The organism is Janthinobacterium sp. PC23-8, assembly GCF_002250505.1.
GTDB lineage: Bacteria > Pseudomonadota > Gammaproteobacteria > Burkholderiales > Burkholderiaceae_D > Janthinobacterium.
In genome coordinates this window covers 957,421-977,532 of record NZ_NJGY01000001.1, presented here as the reverse complement: position 1 = coordinate 977,532, position 20,112 = coordinate 957,421, and the positions used below count along the sequence as shown (strand labels likewise).

Sequence of the window (20,112 nt, the reverse complement as noted above, 5' to 3'; positions counted from 1 at the left end):
GGCGCCATGCTTGTGCACCAGGCGGGGTTGGGGCCCGAGAAAACAAATAGTGAAAAAACGCCATGCCTTGTGTCGAGAGCGGGGGTGGCGGTGCGTAAATCCTACCATGCAAAAATGATTGTCGGTACGAAATGCGCAGCGGCCCGGTGGGTCGCAGGGGGCTTGTTGTTTTTCGCTCAGGCGTGCAGGTCCAGCGCCTGGCGCAGGTCCGGCCGCTCGGCCCAGCGCGCAAAGGCGGCGGCCATGCGCTCGCTTTCGGCGATGGCGCGGCGCCAGTCGCGCATGCGCGCCGCATGGTCCTGGCCGTAATGGGGAAAGTCGCGCCGGTCCGGCAGCTTGCCGTTGGGCAGGCTGGCGACAAAGGCGGGCGAAGGCGATACCAGGATCATGTTGTCGAGCGCCGCATCCTGGCCGCGCACGCGGCGCCAGGGCATGGCCTTGTCCAGCCATCCTGGCACGATGTAGTCGGCAAAATGCGGATACAGCACCAGGTCCGGCTCGCGCTGGTAGGGCAGGTGCAAATGGTAGTCGACCAGGCCGCCGTCCCAGTAGCGCCCGGGCGGCGCACCGGCGATGTCGGTCACCGCATCGAGTACCAGCGGAATCGAGCCCGAGGCGAGCAGCGCGTCGCGCAGATTGTCCTGTGCCAACGGCACGAAGTGGGCGTGGAAGTCGTCGAAGCGCGAGCGCAGCCAGCTCGCGCCGTCCGGCCCCGCATGGAACACCACGCGCTCAAGCGAGGCGGCCAGGCGCGCGCGCGCCACGGCATTGCTGGCTGCGGCCAGCAAAAAGCCGCGCCGGTCGCGCCAGACACCAGGCCGGTCCAGGCCCTTGAGTCCGCGCACGGCCAGCACCGCCAGGCTATGCTGCGCATGTTGCAGCACTTGTGCATCCTGGCCGTCCAGCATGGCGTCGAGCAGGGCGCGGCAGGTGCGGCTGACGTGGGCCGGCGTCGGCTTGTCGGGATAGCGCTGGCCCACGTAGTGGCGCACCAGGCGGCGCTGCGCGGCGACCGGATCGGCAAAGGTTGCCGCCGCCATGCGCCAGGCGCCGATCGAGGCGCCGATGAACTGGCGCCGGCGCGGCGCGCGCGGCAAAAAATCGCCGAACAGCCAGCAATCGAACTGGTGCAGGATCAACCCCTTCGGCCCGCCGGCAGCGGCCGGCACGATGGCGATGTCAAGCGCGCGCAAGCCGTGCTCGGCGATGCGGGCGCGGGCCCTGCGGCCCAGGCGGATGGTGATGGCGGACGTGCTTGGCGACATGGGGTGCAGCTCGTGACTGGTAAACAGCTTTTCATTGTAGCGCCAGAGATGGCATCAGGCGTGTGCCACACCATGAAAAAAGCGGCGCCGTGCACTGCACGGACGCCGCTTTTCCTGATGGTGGCAGGTCTTAGCGCAGCGCCGAGATCAGCTGTTTCAGCTTGCCCGTATCGACGCAGAAGGCGCGGATGCCTTCGGCCAGTTTTTCGGTCGCCATCGCGTCTTCATTCATCATGAAGCGGAACGATTTTTCATCGAGCGACATCTTGACGATACTGGCGCCCGGCGCCGCTTCGGCGCTCAGCTTGCGTTGTATCGGCGCGTCGCTGTCGGCCAGCTTTTGCAGCAGGTCGGGGCTGATGGTGAGCAGGTCGCAGCCGGCCAGTTCCAGGATTTGCGAGGTATTGCGGAAACTTGCGCCCATCACTTCGGTGGTGTAGCCGAACTTGCGGTAGTAATTGTAGATGCGCTTGACCGACTGCACGCCCGGGTCTTCCGCACCCATGTAGTCGATGCCGGTCGACTTCTTGTGCCAGTCGTAGATGCGGCCGACGAATGGTGAAATCAGTTGCGCGCCCGCTTCGGCGCAGGCGATGGCCTGGGCCAGCGAGAACAGCAGCGTCATGTTGCAGCGGATGCCTTCCTTTTCCAGGATCTCGGCGGCGCGGATGCCTTCCCAGGTCGAGGCCATCTTGATCAGCACGCGTTCGCGCGCGATGCCGGCGTTCGAATACAGGGCCACCAGGTCGCGGCCCTTGGCCACCGTGCCATCGATATCGAACGACAGGCGGGCGTCGACTTCGGTCGACACGCGCCCGGGTATGGTCTGCAGGATTTCCACGCCAAAGGCGATCAGCAGCCGGTCGATGATTTCGGTGGGCGATGCGTTCGGATGGTCGCGCACGGCCTTTTCCAGCAGCGGCTTGTACTCATCCTTTTGCACGGCTTTGAGGATCAGCGAAGGATTGGTGGTCGCATCGCGCGGCGTGTACGCCTGGATCGACTGGAAGTCGCCCGTATCGGCCACCACGGTAGTGAATTGTTTGAGTTGTTCTAATTGGTTCATGGCTGCGCTCAAAAGAAGGAAGGGGCTTGCCGGGGTATTGTACCGACTAGCCGATAAAGGAATCAAACTGCATGTCGAATTCCTGCAAAGCCTTCTGCGCATTCTGCATCTTCTTGCGGAACTCCGGCCCGCGCTGCAGGGCCAGGCCCACTGCCAGCACGTCGATCACCACCAGGTAGGCCAGGCGCGCCGAGATGGGCGTGTAGGGGTCGGTGTTGAAGATCAGGTCGATCGGGATCAGCACGGTAGCCAGGTCCGCCAGCGGCGTGCCTGACGGCGCCAGCACGATCACGTCGGCGCCGCCGCGGCGCGCCAGTTTGACCGAGCGCACCAGGGCCGGGCTGTTGCCGCGCTGCGAGATGGCGACCAGTGCGTCGCCGCCGCGCAGCAGGGCTGCGGCGATGCTGTGGATATTCGGGTCGCTGTAGGCCACCGTCGGCACGCCCGAGCGGAAGAACTTGTGCTGGGCGTCGGCCGCCACGATGCCGGAGGTGCCCTGGCCATAGAATTCGATCTTGCTGGCGCGCGACAAAATATCGAGCGCGCGCTGTATCGCTTCCGGGTTCAGGTTGTTGCGCAGGTCGAGCAAGGTGTTGATCGAACGGCTGCAGATTTTATTGACCAGGTCTGCCGCCAGGTCGTCCTGCGCCGGCTGCTCGTTAGCGCCCGGCATGGCCAGCGCCAGGCCCTGCGCCAGGCGCAGCTTGAACTCATGCCAGCCGTCATAACCGAGGGTGCGGCAGAAACGCACCACGGTCGGCTCCGACACCTGCGCGTTTTTCGCCAGCGCGGTGATGTTCTGGCTGACCGTCTGGTTCGGTTGTTCCAGCACCGCCAGCGCGACTTTTTTCTCCGACTTGGAGAGCGAGTCGAGCTGGGTGCGGATGGAATCGAGTAGCATTAATTAATCTTTTATTTCTGGCAACGGTGAAGCAGGGGTTTCGCGGAGTACTACTCCGCGCCTGCGTAACGGCCTGGCCTTGCAAGGCCAGGCTCCTTGCGCTCCATTCTTAGTCCTCTGGGAGCGCTTCTTCACGCCACTGCAAGCCATCGCGTCCGATCAGCGCGCTGGCCGCCGCCGGGCCCCAGGTACCGGCCGTGTACGGGATCGGTGCGCTGTCGTTCTGTTCCCAGTTGTCGAGGATCGGTTCGACCCATTCCCAGGCCGCTTCCAGTTCGTCGCCGCGCATGAACAGGGTCAGCTGGCCGCGCAGGACGTCGAGCAGCAATCGCTCGTAGGCGTCCATGCGGGGGGTCTTGAACGATTCGCGGAAATCGAGTTCCAGTTCGGCCGGTTTCAGGCGCATGCCGTCACCCGGGGTTTTCGCCATCAAATTCATGCGCAAACCTTCGTCGGGCTGCAGGCGGATCACCAGGCAGTTCGGCTGGAAGCTCGACGTCGGCTGGTTGAAGATCGAGTGCGGGATCTGCTTGAAGCGCACGACGATTTCGGCCAGGCTGTCGGCCATGCGCTTGCCGGTGCGCAGGTAGAACGGCACGCCGGCCCAGCGCCAGGTGTCGATTTCCGCTTTCAGCGCGACAAACGTCTCGGTGCGCGAATGCTCGGGCGCATCGGGCTCGTCGCGGTAGCTCGGCACGTTGGCGCCGTCGACATGGCCGGCGCGGTACTGGCCGCGCACGATGTTTTGTGCCAGGGTGGTCGGCGTGAATTTTTTCAGCGAGCGCAGCACTTGCAGTTTTTCATCGCGCACGGCGTCCGGTGCGATCGAGGTCGGCGGCTCCATGGCGACGATGCACAGCAGTTGCAGCAAGTGGTTCTGCAGCATGTCGCGCAGCGCGCCCGAGGTGTCGTAGTAGCCCATGCGGTTGCCCACGCCGAGTTTTTCGGCGATGGTGATCTGCACGTCGGAAATCCATTCACGGCGCCACAGCGGCTCGAACAGGATATTGCCGAAGCGCAGCGCCATCAGGTTCTGCACGGTTTCCTTGCCCAGGTAGTGGTCGATGCGGTAGATCTGCGATTCCTGGAACACCTTGCCCACTTCGGCATTGATCTGCTTGGCGCTGGCCAGGTCGCGGCCCAGCGGTTTTTCCAGCACCACGCGCGAAGTTGGGGTGACCAGGCCGTTGTCTTCCAGGTTGTCGCAAATCAGGGCGAACAGGTGCGGCGGCGTGGCCAGGTAGTACACGCGCGTCAGGTTGGCGTCGCCGCGCAGCGCCTCGACCAGCGGCGCATAGGTCTTGGCGTCGCTGGCGTTGAGCGACACATAGACGATACGCGCGCAGAACTTGCTCCAGGTGGCCGCGTTGAGCGTGCTGGCCTTGATGTGCGGGCGCGCATTGGTTTCCACCATTTTCAGGAAGGCGTCCTGGCCGCTGTCCTGGCGGCCGACGCAGATGATGCGCGAAGTCAAAGGCAGGTCGTTCGCGACATCGCGCGCATACATTGCAGGCAGTAATTTACGCATGGCTAAATCGCCGCTGCCGCCAAACAGGACCAGGTCAAAATCGGTAAGAGCCATAATATGATGTCGTCGCAAAAGTAAAGGAGCCGGAGCCGGGAGGGTGCTGATCGCTGGCAGCGCTGTGGCGCAGCGTCGCGCTTGTAGCGCCGCGTGGTACCGCAGTTGATGCTACTGTAAATTCATGGTGTAAATTTACTACGTAGAACTGGCAATTGCAAGAAATTTTACTACATTGTGTTTCATGCCGCCACTATCGCATTATAGGCCGGTGCGCTGCACTTGCCACAGCATCATGGATTCCAGGAAGGCCATGATTGCCGGGGAAATTTTCGCCCGCAACGGTGTGGATTTGCGCTGTAGCAACAACACCGACAAGAAAAGCCGCCGTAAAGCCCTTGAACTAATTTAAGTAACTTTAAAGAAATAAATTGACCGTATAATCGGCATAAAACGCTGGCTACCATGTTGGCGACGAAATACTGCGCTGTAGCGTCGGCCATGCCCCGAATCCGCCTTCCGACACTACCGTACCACGCCTTCAGTCATGAAAGCGCGCGGCAAGGGGACTTCAATCACGGACAACAAGACGGCTCAAGGGGAAATAATGAATTCAATGCAAGAGATCGATGAGCGCACCAGCCTGACAGGCAATAACAAATTTGAGCTGTTCCTGTTCAAGCTCGGCACCAGCGACCATTCGACCAGCCGCGAACTGTTCGGCATCAATGTATTCAAGGTGCGCGAGATCATGGAAATGCCGGCCATCACGGCCGTTGCCGGTTCCCATCCGCACATGTTGGGTGTGGTCAATATCCGTGGCCAGATCGTGCCCGTGATCGACTTGCCGATGGCGGTCGGCTGCAAGAGCAGTGGCCTGAAGATCCTGATGGTGACGGAATTTGCCCGTTCGACGCAGGCTTTTGCTGTGGAAGAGGTCGATGAAATCGTGCGTTTGGAATGGAACCAGGTGTTGTCGGCCGAATCGAGCGTCGGCGGCGGCCTGGTCACCAGCATCGCCCGCCTCGACGGCGATACCGACAAGACGCGCCTGGCGCAAGTGCTGGACGTCGAGCAGATCCTGCGCAATGTGCTGCCATCGGGCGACCCGGACGTCGACAAGGGCAGCATCGGCCCGCTGGTGCGCCTGCCGCCTGGCGCGGTGATCCTGGCCGCCGACGATTCCTCGCTGGCCCGTTCCCTGATCGAAAAGGGCCTCGAAGCGATGGGCGTGCCCTTCATCATGACCAAGACCGGCAAGGAAGCGTGGGAGCGTCTGCAGGCGATCTCCGCACAGGCGGCGACCGAAGGCAAGACGGCAAAAGACAAGGTTGCGCTGGTGCTGACCGACCTGGAAATGCCGGAAATGGACGGCTTCACCCTGACCCGCAATATCAAGAACGACGGCCGCTTCGCCACCATTCCGGTCGTGATTCACTCGTCGCTGACGGGCTCGACCAACGAAGACCACGTCAAGGGCGTGGGCGCCGATGGTTATGTGGCCAAGTTCGTGGCCGCCGAATTGGCCGACACGATCCGCAGGGTGTTGGCGCGGTAATTTCAACCCAACTTCCAAAGGCTGGGGTCAGACCCCCTCGCCCGTTAGCAATGAATTTTGCGTTAGCGGCATTGAGGGTCTGACCCCGGCAGTTACGCCTGGTAAGCCGTTTCCGGCTGCCCCGCCACATCGACCCTGACCGACAGCACATGCCCCGTCAGCGGGTATTCGGCGATCTCTTCTTTTGACCGGTTGTGGCTGGCGGTGGTGATATACAGGGTGCGCAGGTCGGCGCCGCCGAAGGTGACCATGGTGGGGCAGCGTGCCGGCACCGTGATGTCACCGAGCAGTTGGCCATCGGGCGCGAAGCGCAGGATCTTGCCGCCTTCGAACATGGCCGACCAGTAATTGCCTTCGCTGTCGACGGCCGCGCCGTCGGGGCGCCCGCCATAGTCCGCTGCCTTTTTATCGGTGGAAAAGCGCTGGAACGGTTGCGCTGCGGAAAGGGCGCCGGTGGCCGCGTCGAAATCGAAACGGTCGATGCGGTGGGTGGTGGTGTCCGCGTGGTACATGGTGTGCTGGTCGGGAGAAAACCCCAGGCCATTCGAGACCGTCATGCCGCCCGACCAGATTCTGCGCACCTTGCCTTTTTCCAGCACAAACATTTCCGCCGCATCCGCATTGCGCGGCTCGAAGATCGTGCCGACCCAGAAACGCCCTGCGGGATCGACCTTGCCGTCGTTGAAGCGGGTGGTGGCCATGTCGAACGGCGCCGGCGCGATGTGCGCCAGGCTGCCGGTCCTGGTGTCGAGGTGTGCAAAGCCGCTGCGCAGCGCCACGATCAGGCCGCCGCCGGCGTTGATGGCCAGCGCCGACGGTTCGCTCGGCATCTCCCATTGCGTCTGCTTGCCGCTGTCCGGATGCAGCCGGTGCACGGCGCGCCCGTCGATATCGACCCAGTACAGCGCCTGTTCCTTCGGGTGCCACAGCGGGCATTCGCCCACCTGCATGGCTTGTTCGCTGACGACCTTGATTTCGTAAATATTCATTGATCTCTTTTGTTTAGTAGGCGGCTTTGGCGGCGCGCGCCAGGGCAATCAGGCCATTGGTCGAGCAGTCGTGCAGTTCCGGCTGGGCCTCGCCCGTCAGTTCCGACTCGATTTTCCTGGCCAGTACCTTGCCCAGTTCCACGCCCCACTGGTCAAAACTGTTGACGTTCCACAGCACGCCCTGGACAAACGTCTTGTGCTCGTACAGGGCGATCAGCGCGCCCAGCGTCGAGGGTGTCAGCTGGTCCATCAGAATGGTGTTGCTGGGGCGGTTGCCGGGGAAGGTCTTGTGCGGCACCAGCGCTTCGATCTGTTCAACTGGCAAGCCTTGCGCCTGCAGGTCCGCGCGCACTTCCTCGCCCGTCTTGCCGGTCATGAATGCTTCCGACTGGGCGAAGCAGTTGGCCAGCAGGGCGTCGTGGTGGCCCGGCAGGTCGTGCGTGGCGCGCAAGGCGGCGATAAAGTCGATCGGCGTGATGTCGGTGCCCTGATGCAGCAGCTGGAAGTAGGCGTGCTGGGCATTGGTGCCGCAATCGCCCCAGATGACGGGCCCGGTCGGCACGCCGACGGGCTGGCCGTCCCTGGTGACGCGCTTGCCATTGCTTTCCATGTCCAGCTGTTGCAGATAGGCCGCAAAGCGGGAGAGGTCCTGGTGATACGGCGCGATGGAAACGGAGCCGCAATCGAGGAACTGGCGGTTCCAGAAGCCGACCATGGCCAGCACCACCGGCATGTTCTGTTCGAGCGGTGCTTCACGGAAATGTTGGTCCATCGCATGCGCGCCGGCCAGGAAATCGCTGAAGTATTCGAAGCCGACGGCCAGCGCCACGGCCAGGCCGATCGACGACCAGACCGAGTAACGGCCACCGACCCAGTCCCAGAACGGGAACATGTTGGCCGGATCGATACCGAACTCGACGATGGCCGCCGCATTGGTCGATACCGCCACGAAGTGTTTCGCCAGATCCTTTTCTTGCGCTTCCAGCAGCAACCAGGCGCGCGCCGTGTTGGCGTTGAGCATGGTTTCGGCCGTCACGAAGGTTTTCGAGGCCACGATGAACAAGGTGGTTTCGGGATCGACTTTCGACAGCGTCGCTTCCATGTCGTGGCCGTCGACGTTCGACACGAAATGCATTTCCAGGCCCGGGTTGGCGTAGGAGCGCAGCGCCAGGCAGGCCATTTTCGGCCCCAGGTCGGAGCCGCCGATGCCGATATTGACGACGTCGGAAATCGGCTTGCCGGTGTAGCCCAGCCAGCTGCCGTTGCGCACCTTGTCGGTAAACGCTTTCACGCGCTGCAAGACATCGTGCACGTCGGCGTCGATATCCTGGCCGTCGACTACCAGCCTGGTGCCGCGCGGCGCACGCAATGCCGTGTGCAGAACCGCCCGATGTTCGGTAAGATTGATTTTCTCGCCAGTAAACATCGCTTCGCGCTGCGCTTCCACGCCGCGTTCGCGGGCCAGGTCGATCAGCAAGGCCATGCTGGTCGCATCGACCCGGTTCTTCGAGTAATCGAGCATCAGGCCGGCCGCGTCGATGGTCATCTGCGCAAAACGCTGCGGATTGTCGGCAAACAATGCGCGCAGGTGCACATCGCGCACCGTGGCGCTGTGGGACTGCAATTGCTGGAAACTGGTCAGGGTAGTGAGGGCGGGAGTGGACATGGCGGTCGGCTGGATACTGGTCTCGGTTATAAGGCGTGCGGCGCACCCGCGATGGGCGCTGCCGACGGTGATATGAGAATAATACATCAGAAAAAAGTAAATTCACTACAGTTTGTATCAAAGACCAGGCGCCATCATGTGGTTTTCAGCATGAACAGCCATTGAATCAGGCAATGGAGGCAGGATTTTCGCCAAGCTGGTACCTGGCATGCAAGCATTGAAAAGCGGAAAAAATGTGGTTTATTTATGGTGTTGGCCCCAGCAAGAGTGCTTCTGCCTCACCATTTTGTAGTAAAATTTCACAAAATACTTTTTAAGGAATCCATCATGGCGCTGCATCCAGTAGTCGAATCCGTAACAGCGCGCATTATCGCGCGCAGCCGGCCATCGCGCGGCGCCTATCTGTCGCACCTCGATGCCGCCCGCATCCAGGGCGTGCAGCGCGGCGCGCTGGCCTGTACCAACCTGGCGCACGGCTTTGCCGCCTTTCCCGCCAATGACAAACTGGCACTGAAAGAATACAAAAAGCCGTCGGTGGCCATCGTCTCGTCGTACAACGACATGTTGTCGGCGCACCAGCCGTTTGAGCGCTTTCCGCAAATCATCAAGGAGTCCGTGCGCGAAGTGGGCGCCGTGGCGCAGTTTGCCGGCGGCGTGCCGGCCATGTGTGATGGCGTGACGCAAGGCCAGCCCGGCATGGAGTTGTCGCTGTTCTCGCGCGACGCGATTGCCATGTCGACCGCCGTGGCGCTGTCGCACAATATGTTCGACGCCGCGCTGTACCTGGGCGTGTGCGACAAGATCGTGCCGGGCCTGTTGATCGGCGCGCTGCACTTCGGCCACTTGCCGGCCGTGTTCGTGCCGGCCGGCCCGATGACCTCGGGCCTGTCGAACAAGGACAAAGCCAAGATCCGCCAGCTGTATGCGCAAGGCAAGGCGACGCGTGAAGACTTGCTCGAAGGCGAATCGAAAGCCTACCACGGCGCCGGCACCTGTACTTTTTACGGTACTGCCAACAGCAACCAGATGCTGATGGAAGTGATGGGCCTGCACCTGCCTGGCGCCGCCTTCATCACGCCGAACACGCCGCTGCGCGATGCGCTGACGGCCGCTGCGGCCCAGCGCGCCGCCGTGATCACGGCGCAAGGCAGCAATTACTTGCCGGTCGGCCATATCGTCGACGAGAAATGTATCGTCAACGCCGTGGTCGGCTTGCTCGCCACCGGCGGTTCGACCAATCACACCCTGCACCTGGTGGCGATCGCCAAGGCGGCCGGCATCGTGATCGACTGGAACGACTTCAATGAACTGTCGTCCATCGTGCCGCTGCTGACGCGCATCTATCCGAATGGCGAAGCGGACGTCAACCATTTCCATGCGGCCGGCGGCACCGGGTATCTGATCCGCGAACTGCTGGACGCCGGCCTGTTGCACGACGATGTCAACACCATCCTCGGCCACGGCCTGCGCGCCCACTGTACCGAGCCGTTCCTGGGCGAAGACGGCAAGGTATTCTGGAAAGATGCAGCGGCCGCCAGCGCCGACGAGAGCGTGCTGCGTCCGGCCTCGAACCCGTTCGCGCCGGACGGCGGCATGGTGCTGGTGGCCGGTAACCTAGGCCGCGCGGTGATGAAGGTGTCGGCCGTCAAGCCCGAGCACCGCACCGTCGAAGCGCCTGCCCTGGTGTTCAATTCGCAGGAAGATTTCATGGCCGCCTACAAGGCCGGCACGCTGGACCGCGATTTCGTCGCCGTGCTGCGTTTCCAGGGCCCGCGCGCCAACGGCATGCCGGAACTGCATGCGCTCACGCCGGCGCTGGCCAATCTGCAGGATGCCGGCCGCCATGTGGCGCTGGTCACCGATGGCCGCATGTCGGGCGCGTCGGGCAAGGTGCCTTCGGCCATTCACGTGTCGCCTGAAATCCTGGCCGGCGGTCCGCTGGGCCTGGTGCGCGACGGCGACGTCATCCGTCTCGATGCTTTTACTGGCGTGCTCGAAGCGCTGGTGCCGGCCGACGTCTGGCATGCGCGTTCGCTGGTCACCGCTGATTTGTCGTCCAGCCATATCGGCATGGGCCGCGAATTGTTTTCGATGTTCCGCTCCACCGTCAGCGCGGCGGAAGAGGGCGCCACCACGTTCGGCCTGCCGTCGCCGATTCCCACCACCGTGCCCTTGCACGAAGGCGAGAATGTCGGCGATACTGTGCCGGGCTCCGATGAAGACTTTTTGGCAAGGAAATAAACATGACCATGACACTCCTGGAAATTATGCGCACCTCGAGCGTGATCCCCGTGATTGCGATCGACGACCCTGAACACGCCGTACCGCTGGCCCGCGCGCTGGTGGCGGGCGGCATCCGCGTGCTGGAAGTTACCTTGCGCACCAAACACGGCCTGGAGGCGATCCGCGCCATGTCCGAAGTGCCGGGCGCCATCGTCGGCGTCGGCACCCTGACCCGTCCCGAGGAATTCGCCGCCGCGCGTGACGCCGGCGCCGTGTTCGGCGTCTCGCCTGGTTTGACTGGCGCGCTGGTGGCCGCCGCAAAAAGCAGCGGCCTGCCGCTGTTGCCTGGCGTAATGACCCCGGGTGAGGTGATGGCGGCGCGTGAAAACGGCTTCTTGCAACTGAAACTGTTCCCGGCCGTGCCAGCCGGCGGCATCGGCATGTTGAACGCCATCTACGGCCCGCTGCCGGACGTGACGTTCTGCCCGACCGGCGGCATTTCGCAGGAAACGGCGTCGCAGTTCCTGGCGCTGAAAAACGTTGCCTGCGTGGGCGGCTCGTGGCTCACGCCGAAAGACGCGATCGCGGCCGGCAACTGGGAGCGCATCACGGAAATCGCCAAGGCAGCCAGCGGTTTGCGCTCCGCCTAGGCGCTCCGCCTAGGCGCTCGGCTTAAGTTTTACCCTCGCGGCAAGCCGTCCGGCTTGCCGCGCTTTCGCATTTGCTGATGCCCATGCCAGATTTTCGCCGTCCCTTGAGCGCTGGTGAAACCGCCATGGCGCGCAGCGTCTTTCAGGGCGCCATCGACTACACGCGCGTGCGCGTGGTGTGCGGCTCCTTCCTTCCCTTCAATCTGCAGGACCAGAACACGGCCATGACGCCGCGCGGCAGCCTGTATTTCATGGCGCCCCAGTACCGCGACGATTTTTCACGCGAGAACGCCAGCGGCAAGCTGTTCTTCATTCATGAAATGGTGCATGTGTGGCAGTGGCAGCTGGGCTACAACTGCCTCTGGCATGGCTTGCTGCTGGCGCTGTCCGGCGGCTATTGGCGCCAGCGCGCCTACCGCTACGACAGCAGCGTGCGGGGCACGACGCTGGCCAGCTACAACATGGAACAGCAGGCCGAACTGGTGTCTCACTATTTCGGCGCCACCGAACTGGGCCTGGCGTCGATGACGGCCAGGCTGCCTTTTTTGCGCGAGGTACTCGGTGGCTTCTTGCAGTCGCCCGGCAACCCTGCTTTGCTGCCGGGGCGCTGGCTTGCAAGGTGATCCCACCTTGCAAGCCAGATAGTCAGGCCGGCGGTGTCGGCGGAGAATCGTTGCTGATGACCTGATTGCGCCCGCCGTCCTTGGCGCGGTACAGCGCGCGGTCGGCGGCGCCGATCAATTGGCCCATCTCCAGCGGCGCGCCAGCGCTGTGGGAGGCCACGCCGATACTGATGGTGATCGGGCGCGGCGCGCCGTCCTGCTGGCCATTGTCGATCGCCAGCGCGCGCACGCCCTTGCGGATCGCCTCGGCCAGGCCCAGCGCCTTGGACAGTTCGGTATCGGGCAGGATGGCGGCGAACTCCTCGCCGCCGTAGCGGGCCAGCACATCGCCGGAACGGTTTAGCATGGCGGCCAGCGCGCCGGCTACTTGCTTGAGGCAAGTGTCGCCTTGCTGGTGGCCGTACTGGTCGTTATAGTCCTTGAAATGGTCGATATCGATCATCAGCAGCGACAGCGGGCTGCCGCTGCGCCTGGCGCGCCGCATTTCCTTGTCGATCGCCACATCGAAATGACGGCGGTTGGCGACACCGGTCAGACCGTCCGAAAAGGTTTGCGAGCGCAGCACCATGGTCTGCTCGCGCAGCAGTTTTTCGCGGCCCACGGCGATGGTGACGTCGGTGATCTGGATCAGGCAGTGGCGCGGCGTGCCGGGCAGGCTGATCGGTGTGACCGCCACCGCCTGCTGCATGCGTTCGCGCCGCTCGCTGCCCGCCGCCGCCTGCTGGTACAGCGGGAACGGCGCCTTGTGCAGCGACTGCGACAGCAGCGACTGGAAGTTGTCGCGCAGGGCCTGGGTGATGGCCGACTCGATGCGCTTGTGCTGCAGTTCGGGGAACACCTCGAAGAAATCGCGGCCCAGCACGGTGTCGGCCTGCCATCCCGAATGGCGCTCCAGCCAGCGGTTCCACAGCAAGATGCTGCGGTTGTCGTCGAGCACGATAGCGCCCAGGTTGACGGCGCCGATAATGCTTTCGAGCAGGCTCAAGCGGTGCAAGGTTTGGGGCATGGTGCTCACGCCGGTCCAAACACCTTGGCCAGGTAGCGGCTGACCTGTTCTTTCAGGTCGTGCAAGGCGGACAGGTTCAGCACGAAGGCGACATAGCCGTGGATCTGGTGCTTGGCCAGCACGAAGTCGATATGCAGCATCAGCACCACGTCATCGCCCTGGTCGCCGAAGACGGACAGGATTTCTGCGCTGGTGCCCACGTGGTAGATGGGCAGGGAGCCGTGCAATTGGCTGTCGAACAGGTTGGCCAGCGTCCCCACGCAGGAATTGAGGATGATGTTGCCGATTTCGCACATCGCCTCCTGTTCCATTTCCGTCAGTTCCTGCAGCGGGACGGCGTCGCCCACCATCAGGCGCACGATTTCCAGGCTTTTATCTTCGGGAAACATCAAGATGGCTTCGGTGGCAAACGCCCCATCGTAATGCTGGCTGACGCCGCAAATGCGGTCGCCGTCGCGCTTGTTGCCCAGCAGGTCCGCCGCGTCGGCACGGTTCAGGAAGGTAATCGATGGCACCGACATGGAGACTTCTTCGTTGACGATCTCGCTCATGGAGGCCGCAGCGTGACCCACGCCGATATTGAAGATTTCGATCAGCGCGTCGTTTTCCAGTTCGGACAGGTTGACCATGTTCAGGCTTCCAGCGTATCGATCAGCTGGTGGATGCGCGTTTCCGTGATCGGCTTTTCCATGAAGCCTACTTTCAGTTCGCTGGCGCGGTTGCGGATGGCGTTTTGCACATTGGCCGTGACCAGGAAGATATGGGTCTGCGGATACAGGGCGCGCAACTGCTCGGCGGTGGCCACGCCGCCCATGCCCGGCATATTCACGTCCAGCAGGATCAGGTAGGGGTTCAGCGCCTTGACTTTCTCCAGCGCTTCCTCGCCCGTGGCCGCTTCAGTGATCTGCCAGGTGGCATGTTTGCTGAGAATAAATTGATGCGCCATCAAACGTGAAACGCGGCTGTCATCGACAACCAGTACCTGTTTACTGTGATCCATTTGTATTCCTGAGGCGTCATCTCTGTCAATGTGACATTTTCGCATAGATTGCCGCAGCACCTGATAATTCGCCATGCGAATTGCCCCAGGACGAAAAATGCAAGGACTTCCACCCGCAGTCAGTTGCTGCGTCGCCCTTGACCATGTTTGCCGGTCCGGCGATCCAGTAAAATAGCGCCATTCCCACTTTACCCTGCCTGCCATGACCCAAGACGAATTGAAACAAGCCGTAGCCCGTACCGCCATTGATTATGTCGTGAAAGGCGAAATCATCGGTGTCGGTACCGGCTCTACCGCCAACTTTTTTATCGATGAACTGGCCAGTATCAAGGACAGCATCAAGGGCGCGGTCGCCTCGTCCGAAGCGACCGCCGCGCGCCTGGCCAGCCACGGCATCGCCGTGTTCGACCTGAACGATGTGAGCGAAATCGCCGTGTATATCGACGGCGCCGACGAAATCACGGCCAGCGGCGCCATGATCAAGGGCGGCGGCGCGGCGTTGACGCGCGAGAAGATCGTGGCGTCGGTGGCGAAACAGTTCGTCTGCATCGCCGACGGCTCCAAGCTGGTCGAGACCCTGGGCGCCTTCCCGCTGCCGGTGGAAGTGGTGCCGATGGCGCGCGCCGCCGTCTCGCGCCAGCTGGCCGCACTGGGCGGCACGCCGCGCTTGCGTCTGAAGCCCGGCAGCGATGAAGCCTTTATTACCGACAACGGCGGCGAGATCATCGACGTGCTGGGCTTGAAGATTGTCGATCCGGTGGCGCTGGAGCAGCAGATCAACCAGATCGTCGGCGTGATTGCCGTGGGCTTGTTCGCCGCACGCGGCGCCAATGTGTGTTTGCTCGGTACGCCTGAAGGCGTGCGTACCTTGATCTACTGATGTACTGATCCTCGGCACCGTTGTTTCAGATGGCGGCCCCGTGTGGGCCGCCAGTCATTTGTGCCTGGCGATACACAGCCAGCGTGCGCAGCAAACCGCCCAGAAAGAGGCCGCTGAAGACGCCATACAGCAGGCAGACGGTCAGCACGAAACCGGTGGCATGGGCATAAGCGGGATGCATCGCCAGGCTGACCGCTACCGCATATTTCATGCAAAAGATCGCCAGCATCAGCGCCAATGGCAGCCAGCTGCCGGCCACCCGTACGCTGCCCTGTTGCGGCAAGGCCAGCAACTGGCGCGGCTTGGTCATGCTCCAGGCGAGAAGGCCGCCGGCCAGGGCGCCCGCCGTCCAGGCGTAGGGCGCCATGCCGTCGAAGCCGAAACTGCCATGCACGCCGGACAGCGACAGCGCCAGCATCACCAGCGGAATGATGCACAGCTTGCGCAAGCTCACTTCACGGGCGCGGCTGGCCAGCACGCCGCGATACACGAGAAACGCCAGGATGGCCCAGACGTAGAGGGGGGTGTGGCTGAAGAGCTGTTGCATGGTGTGCGCCTTGAAAAGTCGTTGTCGATGGACGTACTGTGCCTGCCAGCGGCGACGGCGGCGAGCGCACTGCGACGAAACAGAGGAGGGATGCCGTGAAACGGCTTGAGGTGGCGTGAAACTGTGGCGTGAAACTGAGAAATGAAACCGAGAAATGAAACTGCCCGTGACGCCGTCACGGGCATACAACTTATTCTGTTGGCGGCACGTAACCCATGGCGGCGTCGGCGCCGTCGCCGAAGAAGTGCTTTTCCATCTGCGTGGCCAGGTATTTGCGGGCGCGCGCGTCGGCCAGGTTCAGACGGTTTTCATTGACCAGCATGGTCTGGTGCTTGAGCCAGGCGGCCCAGGCTTCTTTCGAGACCGATTCGTAAATTTTCTTGCCCAGTTCGCCCGGGTACGGCGGCAAGTCCAGTCCTTCGGCTTCTTTGTTGAGTTTGACGCAATGGATAGTGCGGGCCATCTGTGCTCCTGAATCGGTGTAAAGATAAAGCGTGATTATAAGGCACTTTGCGCGGCGCTACCGGCTGGCATGGCTGGCTGGCCGCGCCGCTTGTGGTTCGCTCTTGCGCCAGATCAAATTTGATCTGCGCCGCCCCAGCTAGTAAGATGTGTTGTCGCGCAAGTGCGCTCTTGCGCCAGTATCGCATCAACCACGCGGCCTGCCCGCCCAACAAGAATGGATTCCCCTATGGTCTCAGTCAAAGTCAACGACATCAGCGTCAGCAATGAAGGCAAGTTTGTGCTGTTTGGCGGCATCAATGTGCTCGAATCGCGCGACCTGGCCCTGCGCGCCTGCGAAGAATATGTGCGCGTCACGCAAAAACTGGGCATCCCGTATATTTTCAAGGCCAGCTTCGACAAGGCCAACCGCTCGTCGATCCATTCCTACCGTGGCCCGGGCCTGGAAGAGGGCATGCGCATCTTCCAGGACGTGAAAGCCGCGTTTGGCGTGCCGATCATTACGGACGTGCATGAACCATGGCAGGCGCAGCAGGTCGCCGAAGTGGTCGACGTGTTGCAACTGCCCGCCTTCCTGGCGCGCCAGACCGACCTGGTGGTGGCCCTGGCGAAGACCGGCAAGGTGATCAATATCAAGAAGCCGCAGTTTTTGAGCCCCGGCCAGATGGCCAATATCGTGGAAAAGTTCAAGGAAGCGGGCAATGAGCAGCTGATCCTGTGCGACCGCGGCACCTGCCTTGGCTACGACAACCTGGTGGTCGACATGCTGGGCTTTGGCGTGATGAAACAGACCTGCAACGATCTGCCCATCATTTTCGACGTTACCCACGCCCTGCAGCAGCGCGACCCCGGCGGCGCCGCTTCCGGTGGCCGGCGCCAGCAAGTGGCGGACCTGGCCCGCGCCGGCCTGGCCGTCGGCATTGCCGGCCTGTTCCTGGAAGCCCATCCCGATCCCGATAACGCGCGCTGCGACGGCCCGAGCGCCTTGCCGCTCGATAAACTGGAACCGTTCCTGACGCAATTGAAAGCGCTGGACGACCTGGTGAAATCCTTCCCTGCACTGAATATCAATTAATGGAAAACGGTAAATTGACACCGCGCCTGGCCATTGTCATTCCGGCCCGCTACGCCTCGACCCGCCTGCGAGGCAAACCGCTGCTTGAGATCCTCGGCAAGCCGATGGTGCAGCATGTGTACGAACGGGCGCTGCAAGTGCCTGGTGTCGATACGGTGGTGGTGGCCACCGACGACCTGCGCGTGGCCGACGCCGTGCGCGGCTTTGGCGGGCGTTGCGTGATGACCTTGCCTGAGCATCCGTCCGGCACCGACCGCCTGGTTGAGGTGATGCAAACGGTGGACGCCGACATCTATATCAACCTGCAGGGCGACGAGCCTTTGGTGCGCCCGGGCGACATCGCCTTGCTGGCCGACGGCATGCGCGTTGACAGCGCGGTGCAGGTCGGCACCTTGTACCATGCCATCGATGCTGTGGAAGCGCGCAATCCGAATACCGTCAAGGTGGTGCTGGCGGCCAATGGCGACGCCCTGTATTTCAGCCGCGCGGCGATTCCCTTTGCGCGCGACGAGGCGCCGGCGCAGTATTTGAAACATGTGGGCGTGTATGCCTACCGGCGCGAGGTGCTGGCCGCGTATTCAAAACTGCCGGCAGCGATGCTGGAGCAGGCCGAAAAGCTCGAGCAGTTGCGCTTGCTGGCGGCCGGCCTGCGCATCCGCGCCTTCGAGGTGGCGCCTTCCGGCCCCGGCGTCGATACGCCCGAGTGCCTGGCGCGCGTGAGGGCGCTGATGGCAGGCGAGCTGCCGGCGTCCTTGCCGACCTTGGCTGCGACCTTGGCTGATATCAAACTGGTGATTACCGACGTCGACGGCGTGCTGACCGACGGCGGCATTTACTATGACGCCACCGGCGAATGCCTGAAGCGCTTCCATGTGCGCGACGGCCTGGGCATGCGCCTGCTGGAAGAAAACGGCGTGCGCGTGGCGGTACTATCCGGCCGCGATTCGCCCACCCTGCGCAAGCGCGTGGCCGACCTGGGCATCACCCTGTACCAGTTCGGCGTGAAGGACAAGCACGCCGCCTGCCGCGCGCTGATGGAGCAAGCCGGTGCCGGCGTCAATGAGACCGTCTGCATCGGCGACGACAGCATCGACCTGCCCGCGTTTGCCGCCTGCGGCCTGTCGTATGCGGTGGCCGACGCCCCCGTCTATGTGCAGGCGCGCGCCAGCGCCGTGCTGGTCAAGGAAGGCGGCAAGGGCGCGTTCCGCGAACTGGCCGACGCCATCCTGGTCGCCCAGGGCAAGGAGCATGTCTTCGGTTCGGCCGAAGGTTTTTCCACCGTGATGGGCAGGGTGGCCCAATAAAAAACGGCCGCCATGTGCAATGCATGGCGGCCGTTTTTGTTGATGGTATTTACAAGGTCTTGATCAGCACCTGCGATTTGCGCTGCCAGTTATACATATGCTGGCGGTCCTTCGGCAAATCGTCGACGGTGGCCGGCAAAAAGCCGCGTTTCTTGAACCAGTGCGAGGTACGCGTGGTCAGCACGAACAGCTTGGTCAGACCGGCGGCGCGCGCGCGGTTTTCCATGTGCTTCAGGATGCGCTCGCCGTCGCCCTGGGTCTGCACTTCCGGGTTGACGATCAGGCAGGCCATTTCGGCCATTTTCTCGGCCGGGAACGGGTACAGCGCGGCGCAGCCGAAGATCACGCCATCGTGCTCGATGACGGAGAAATAATCGATTTCGCGTTCGATCAGCTCGCGGCCGCGTTTGACCAGGGTGCCGTCCGCTTCCATCGGTTCGATCAGCTTGATGATGCCGCCCACGTCTTCGATGGTGGCCTGGCGCAGGCTTTCCAGGTTTTCATGGCTGATCATGGTGCCCACGCCATCGTGGGTAAATAATTCCAGCAGGGCCGAGCCGTCCATGGTGAACGGCACGATGTGCGAGCGGTCCACGCCGTTGTGGCAGGCCTTGACGCAGTGTTTCAGGTAGAAGGCGGTGGCGTCCGGCAAAAAGCCCGCCATCAGCACGGCTTCGGCCTGGTGCGAGGACAGCTCGCGAATTTCCACGCCGGTGGCGTCGGCCATCATCGGCGTTTCGGTAATGAAGATCAGTTTGTCGGCATGCAGGGCGATGGCCGCGCTGCACGCCACGTCTTCCATGGTCAGGTTGAACGCTTCGCCGGTCGGCGAAAAGCCCAGCGGCGACAGCAGCACCAGGCCGTCGGAGCCGAGGATGGAGTGGATGGTTTCGGCGTCGACCTTGCGCGTGATGCCGGTCAGTTCCAGGTCCACGCCATCGATCACGCCCAGCGGACGCGCCGTGATGAAGTTGCCGGAAATAATACGGATCGCCGCGTTCGACATCGGCGTATTGGGCAAGCCCTGGCTGAAGGCGGCCTCGATATCGAGGCGCAATTCGCCGGCCGCTTCTTTCGCGCACTCGAGCGCGGCGATGTCGGTAATCCGTACGCCGTTGTGAAAACGGCCTTCGACGTTACGCAGCGCCAGTTGTTCGGCCACCTGCGGACGCGAGCCGTAGACCACGGTCACATTGATATCGAGCGCATGCAGCAGAGACAAGTCATGGGCCAGTACCTGCAGCGCCCCGGCGCTGACGAGTTCACCGGGGAAGGCGACCACGAAGGTCTTGCCGCGAAAGGCGTGGATGTAGGGCGCGACGGAGCGCAGCCATTGGACGAATTGGGTAGGGTTTTCCATTAAGCGCATTATAAT

At 62.6% G+C, this 20,112-nt stretch carries 19 protein-coding genes; 7 read left to right on the top strand and 12 right to left on the bottom strand.

All coding sequences use genetic code 11. The annotated features are described in order from the left end of the window. Positions 1–176: 176 nt before the first annotated feature. The 4 genes from CD932_RS04210 to zwf form a co-directional block, all read right to left on the bottom strand. Positions 177–1,265: a patatin-like phospholipase family protein gene (locus CD932_RS04210; protein ID WP_094441529.1), complete on the bottom strand. Its 1,089-nt coding sequence runs from the start codon at positions 1,263–1,265 to the stop codon at positions 177–179. 130 nt (positions 1,266–1,395) lie between these two features. Further along, positions 1,396–2,331 (bottom strand): transaldolase, encoded by a 936-nt coding sequence (gene tal / locus CD932_RS04205; RefSeq protein WP_094441528.1) that lies wholly within the window; start codon positions 2,329–2,331, stop codon positions 1,396–1,398. Between the two features lie 46 nt (positions 2,332–2,377). After that, on the bottom strand, positions 2,378–3,232 hold the full coding sequence (locus CD932_RS04200; RefSeq protein ID WP_094441527.1) for an SIS domain-containing protein: 855 nt from the start codon (positions 3,230–3,232) through the stop codon (positions 2,378–2,380). 109 nt (positions 3,233–3,341) lie between these two features. Further along, positions 3,342–4,814, bottom strand: a complete 1,473-nt coding sequence (zwf, locus tag CD932_RS04195; protein ID WP_094441526.1) for a glucose-6-phosphate dehydrogenase — start codon at positions 4,812–4,814, stop codon at positions 3,342–3,344. A 544-nt stretch (positions 4,815–5,358) separates the two neighbouring features. Here zwf and CD932_RS04190 point away from each other — a divergent pair. Then, positions 5,359–6,312, top strand: coding sequence for a chemotaxis protein (locus CD932_RS04190; RefSeq protein ID WP_094443450.1), 954 nt, complete (start codon positions 5,359–5,361; stop codon positions 6,310–6,312). Between the two features lie 92 nt (positions 6,313–6,404). On the opposite strand, the gene CD932_RS04185 is transcribed toward CD932_RS04190, so the two are convergent. Both CD932_RS04185 and pgi read right to left on the bottom strand, forming a co-directional pair. Beyond that, positions 6,405–7,301, bottom strand: a complete 897-nt coding sequence (locus CD932_RS04185) for an SMP-30/gluconolactonase/LRE family protein (protein WP_094441525.1) — start codon at positions 7,299–7,301, stop codon at positions 6,405–6,407. Between the two features lie 13 nt (positions 7,302–7,314). Then, positions 7,315–8,967, bottom strand: coding sequence for a glucose-6-phosphate isomerase (gene pgi / locus CD932_RS04180; protein WP_094441524.1), 1,653 nt, complete (start codon positions 8,965–8,967; stop codon positions 7,315–7,317). 327 nt (positions 8,968–9,294) lie between these two features. Here pgi and edd point away from each other — a divergent pair, with 327 nt between their 5' ends. The 3 genes from edd to CD932_RS04165 all read left to right on the top strand — a co-directional run bounded on the left by edd (position 9,295) and on the right by CD932_RS04165 (position 12,463). Next, on the top strand, positions 9,295–11,208 hold the full coding sequence (edd, locus tag CD932_RS04175; RefSeq protein ID WP_094441523.1) for a phosphogluconate dehydratase: 1,914 nt from the start codon (positions 9,295–9,297) through the stop codon (positions 11,206–11,208). 2 nt (positions 11,209–11,210) lie between these two features. Beyond that, a complete protein-coding gene (eda, locus tag CD932_RS04170; RefSeq protein ID WP_094441522.1) occupies positions 11,211–11,840 on the top strand; it encodes a bifunctional 4-hydroxy-2-oxoglutarate aldolase/2-dehydro-3-deoxy-phosphogluconate aldolase in 630 nt (209 codons plus the stop codon). 83 nt (positions 11,841–11,923) lie between these two features. Then, a complete protein-coding gene (locus CD932_RS04165; RefSeq protein WP_141213178.1) occupies positions 11,924–12,463 on the top strand; it encodes a type IV secretion protein Rhs in 540 nt (179 codons plus the stop codon). A 22-nt stretch (positions 12,464–12,485) separates the two neighbouring features. Here CD932_RS04165 and CD932_RS04160 read toward each other — a convergent pair whose 3' ends face one another. The 3 genes from CD932_RS04160 to CD932_RS04150 are packed head-to-tail and all read right to left on the bottom strand — an operon-like array spanning position 12,486 to position 14,469. Continuing rightward, positions 12,486–13,469: a diguanylate cyclase gene (locus CD932_RS04160; protein WP_094443449.1), complete on the bottom strand. Its 984-nt coding sequence runs from the start codon at positions 13,467–13,469 to the stop codon at positions 12,486–12,488. Positions 13,470–13,474: 5 nt separating this feature from the next. Then, positions 13,475–14,098: a chemotaxis protein CheC gene (locus CD932_RS04155; RefSeq protein WP_094441520.1), complete on the bottom strand. Its 624-nt coding sequence runs from the start codon at positions 14,096–14,098 to the stop codon at positions 13,475–13,477. Positions 14,099–14,100: 2 nt separating this feature from the next. Then, complete coding sequence (locus CD932_RS04150) at positions 14,101–14,469, bottom strand: response regulator (protein ID WP_094441519.1); 369 nt, start codon at positions 14,467–14,469, stop codon at positions 14,101–14,103. 202 nt (positions 14,470–14,671) lie between these two features. Here CD932_RS04150 and rpiA point away from each other — a divergent pair, with 202 nt between their 5' ends. Beyond that, the gene (gene rpiA, locus CD932_RS04145; RefSeq protein ID WP_094441518.1) at positions 14,672–15,349 is read left to right on the top strand and encodes a ribose-5-phosphate isomerase RpiA; all 678 of its coding nucleotides are present in this window, start codon (positions 14,672–14,674) and stop codon (positions 15,347–15,349) included. Positions 15,350–15,374: 25 nt separating this feature from the next. Here the strand turns inward: rpiA and CD932_RS04140 are convergent, their stop codons facing one another. After that, positions 15,375–15,896, bottom strand: a complete 522-nt coding sequence (locus tag CD932_RS04140) for a DUF6622 family protein (RefSeq protein ID WP_094441517.1) — start codon at positions 15,894–15,896, stop codon at positions 15,375–15,377. 190 nt (positions 15,897–16,086) lie between these two features. Next, a complete protein-coding gene (locus CD932_RS04135; protein WP_094441516.1) occupies positions 16,087–16,359 on the bottom strand; it encodes an oxidative damage protection protein in 273 nt (90 codons plus the stop codon). Between the two features lie 228 nt (positions 16,360–16,587). Here CD932_RS04135 and kdsA point away from each other — a divergent pair, with 228 nt between their 5' ends. Both kdsA and kdsB read left to right on the top strand, forming a co-directional pair. Then, entirely contained in the window at positions 16,588–17,433 is an 846-nt protein-coding gene (gene kdsA, locus CD932_RS04130; protein ID WP_094441515.1) for a 3-deoxy-8-phosphooctulonate synthase, read from the top strand. Beyond that, positions 17,433–18,737 carry a 3-deoxy-manno-octulosonate cytidylyltransferase gene (gene kdsB / locus CD932_RS04125; RefSeq protein ID WP_094441514.1) on the top strand — a complete coding sequence of 435 codons (1,305 nt, stop codon included), beginning with the start codon at positions 17,433–17,435 and terminating at the stop codon, positions 18,735–18,737. Before kdsA ends, kdsB begins: the two co-directional genes overlap by 1 nt. 49 nt (positions 18,738–18,786) lie before the next feature. Here kdsB and argA read toward each other — a convergent pair whose 3' ends face one another. Further along, entirely contained in the window at positions 18,787–20,097 is a 1,311-nt protein-coding gene (argA, locus tag CD932_RS04120; protein ID WP_065310349.1) for an amino-acid N-acetyltransferase, read from the bottom strand. Positions 20,098–20,112 lie beyond the last annotated feature (15 nt).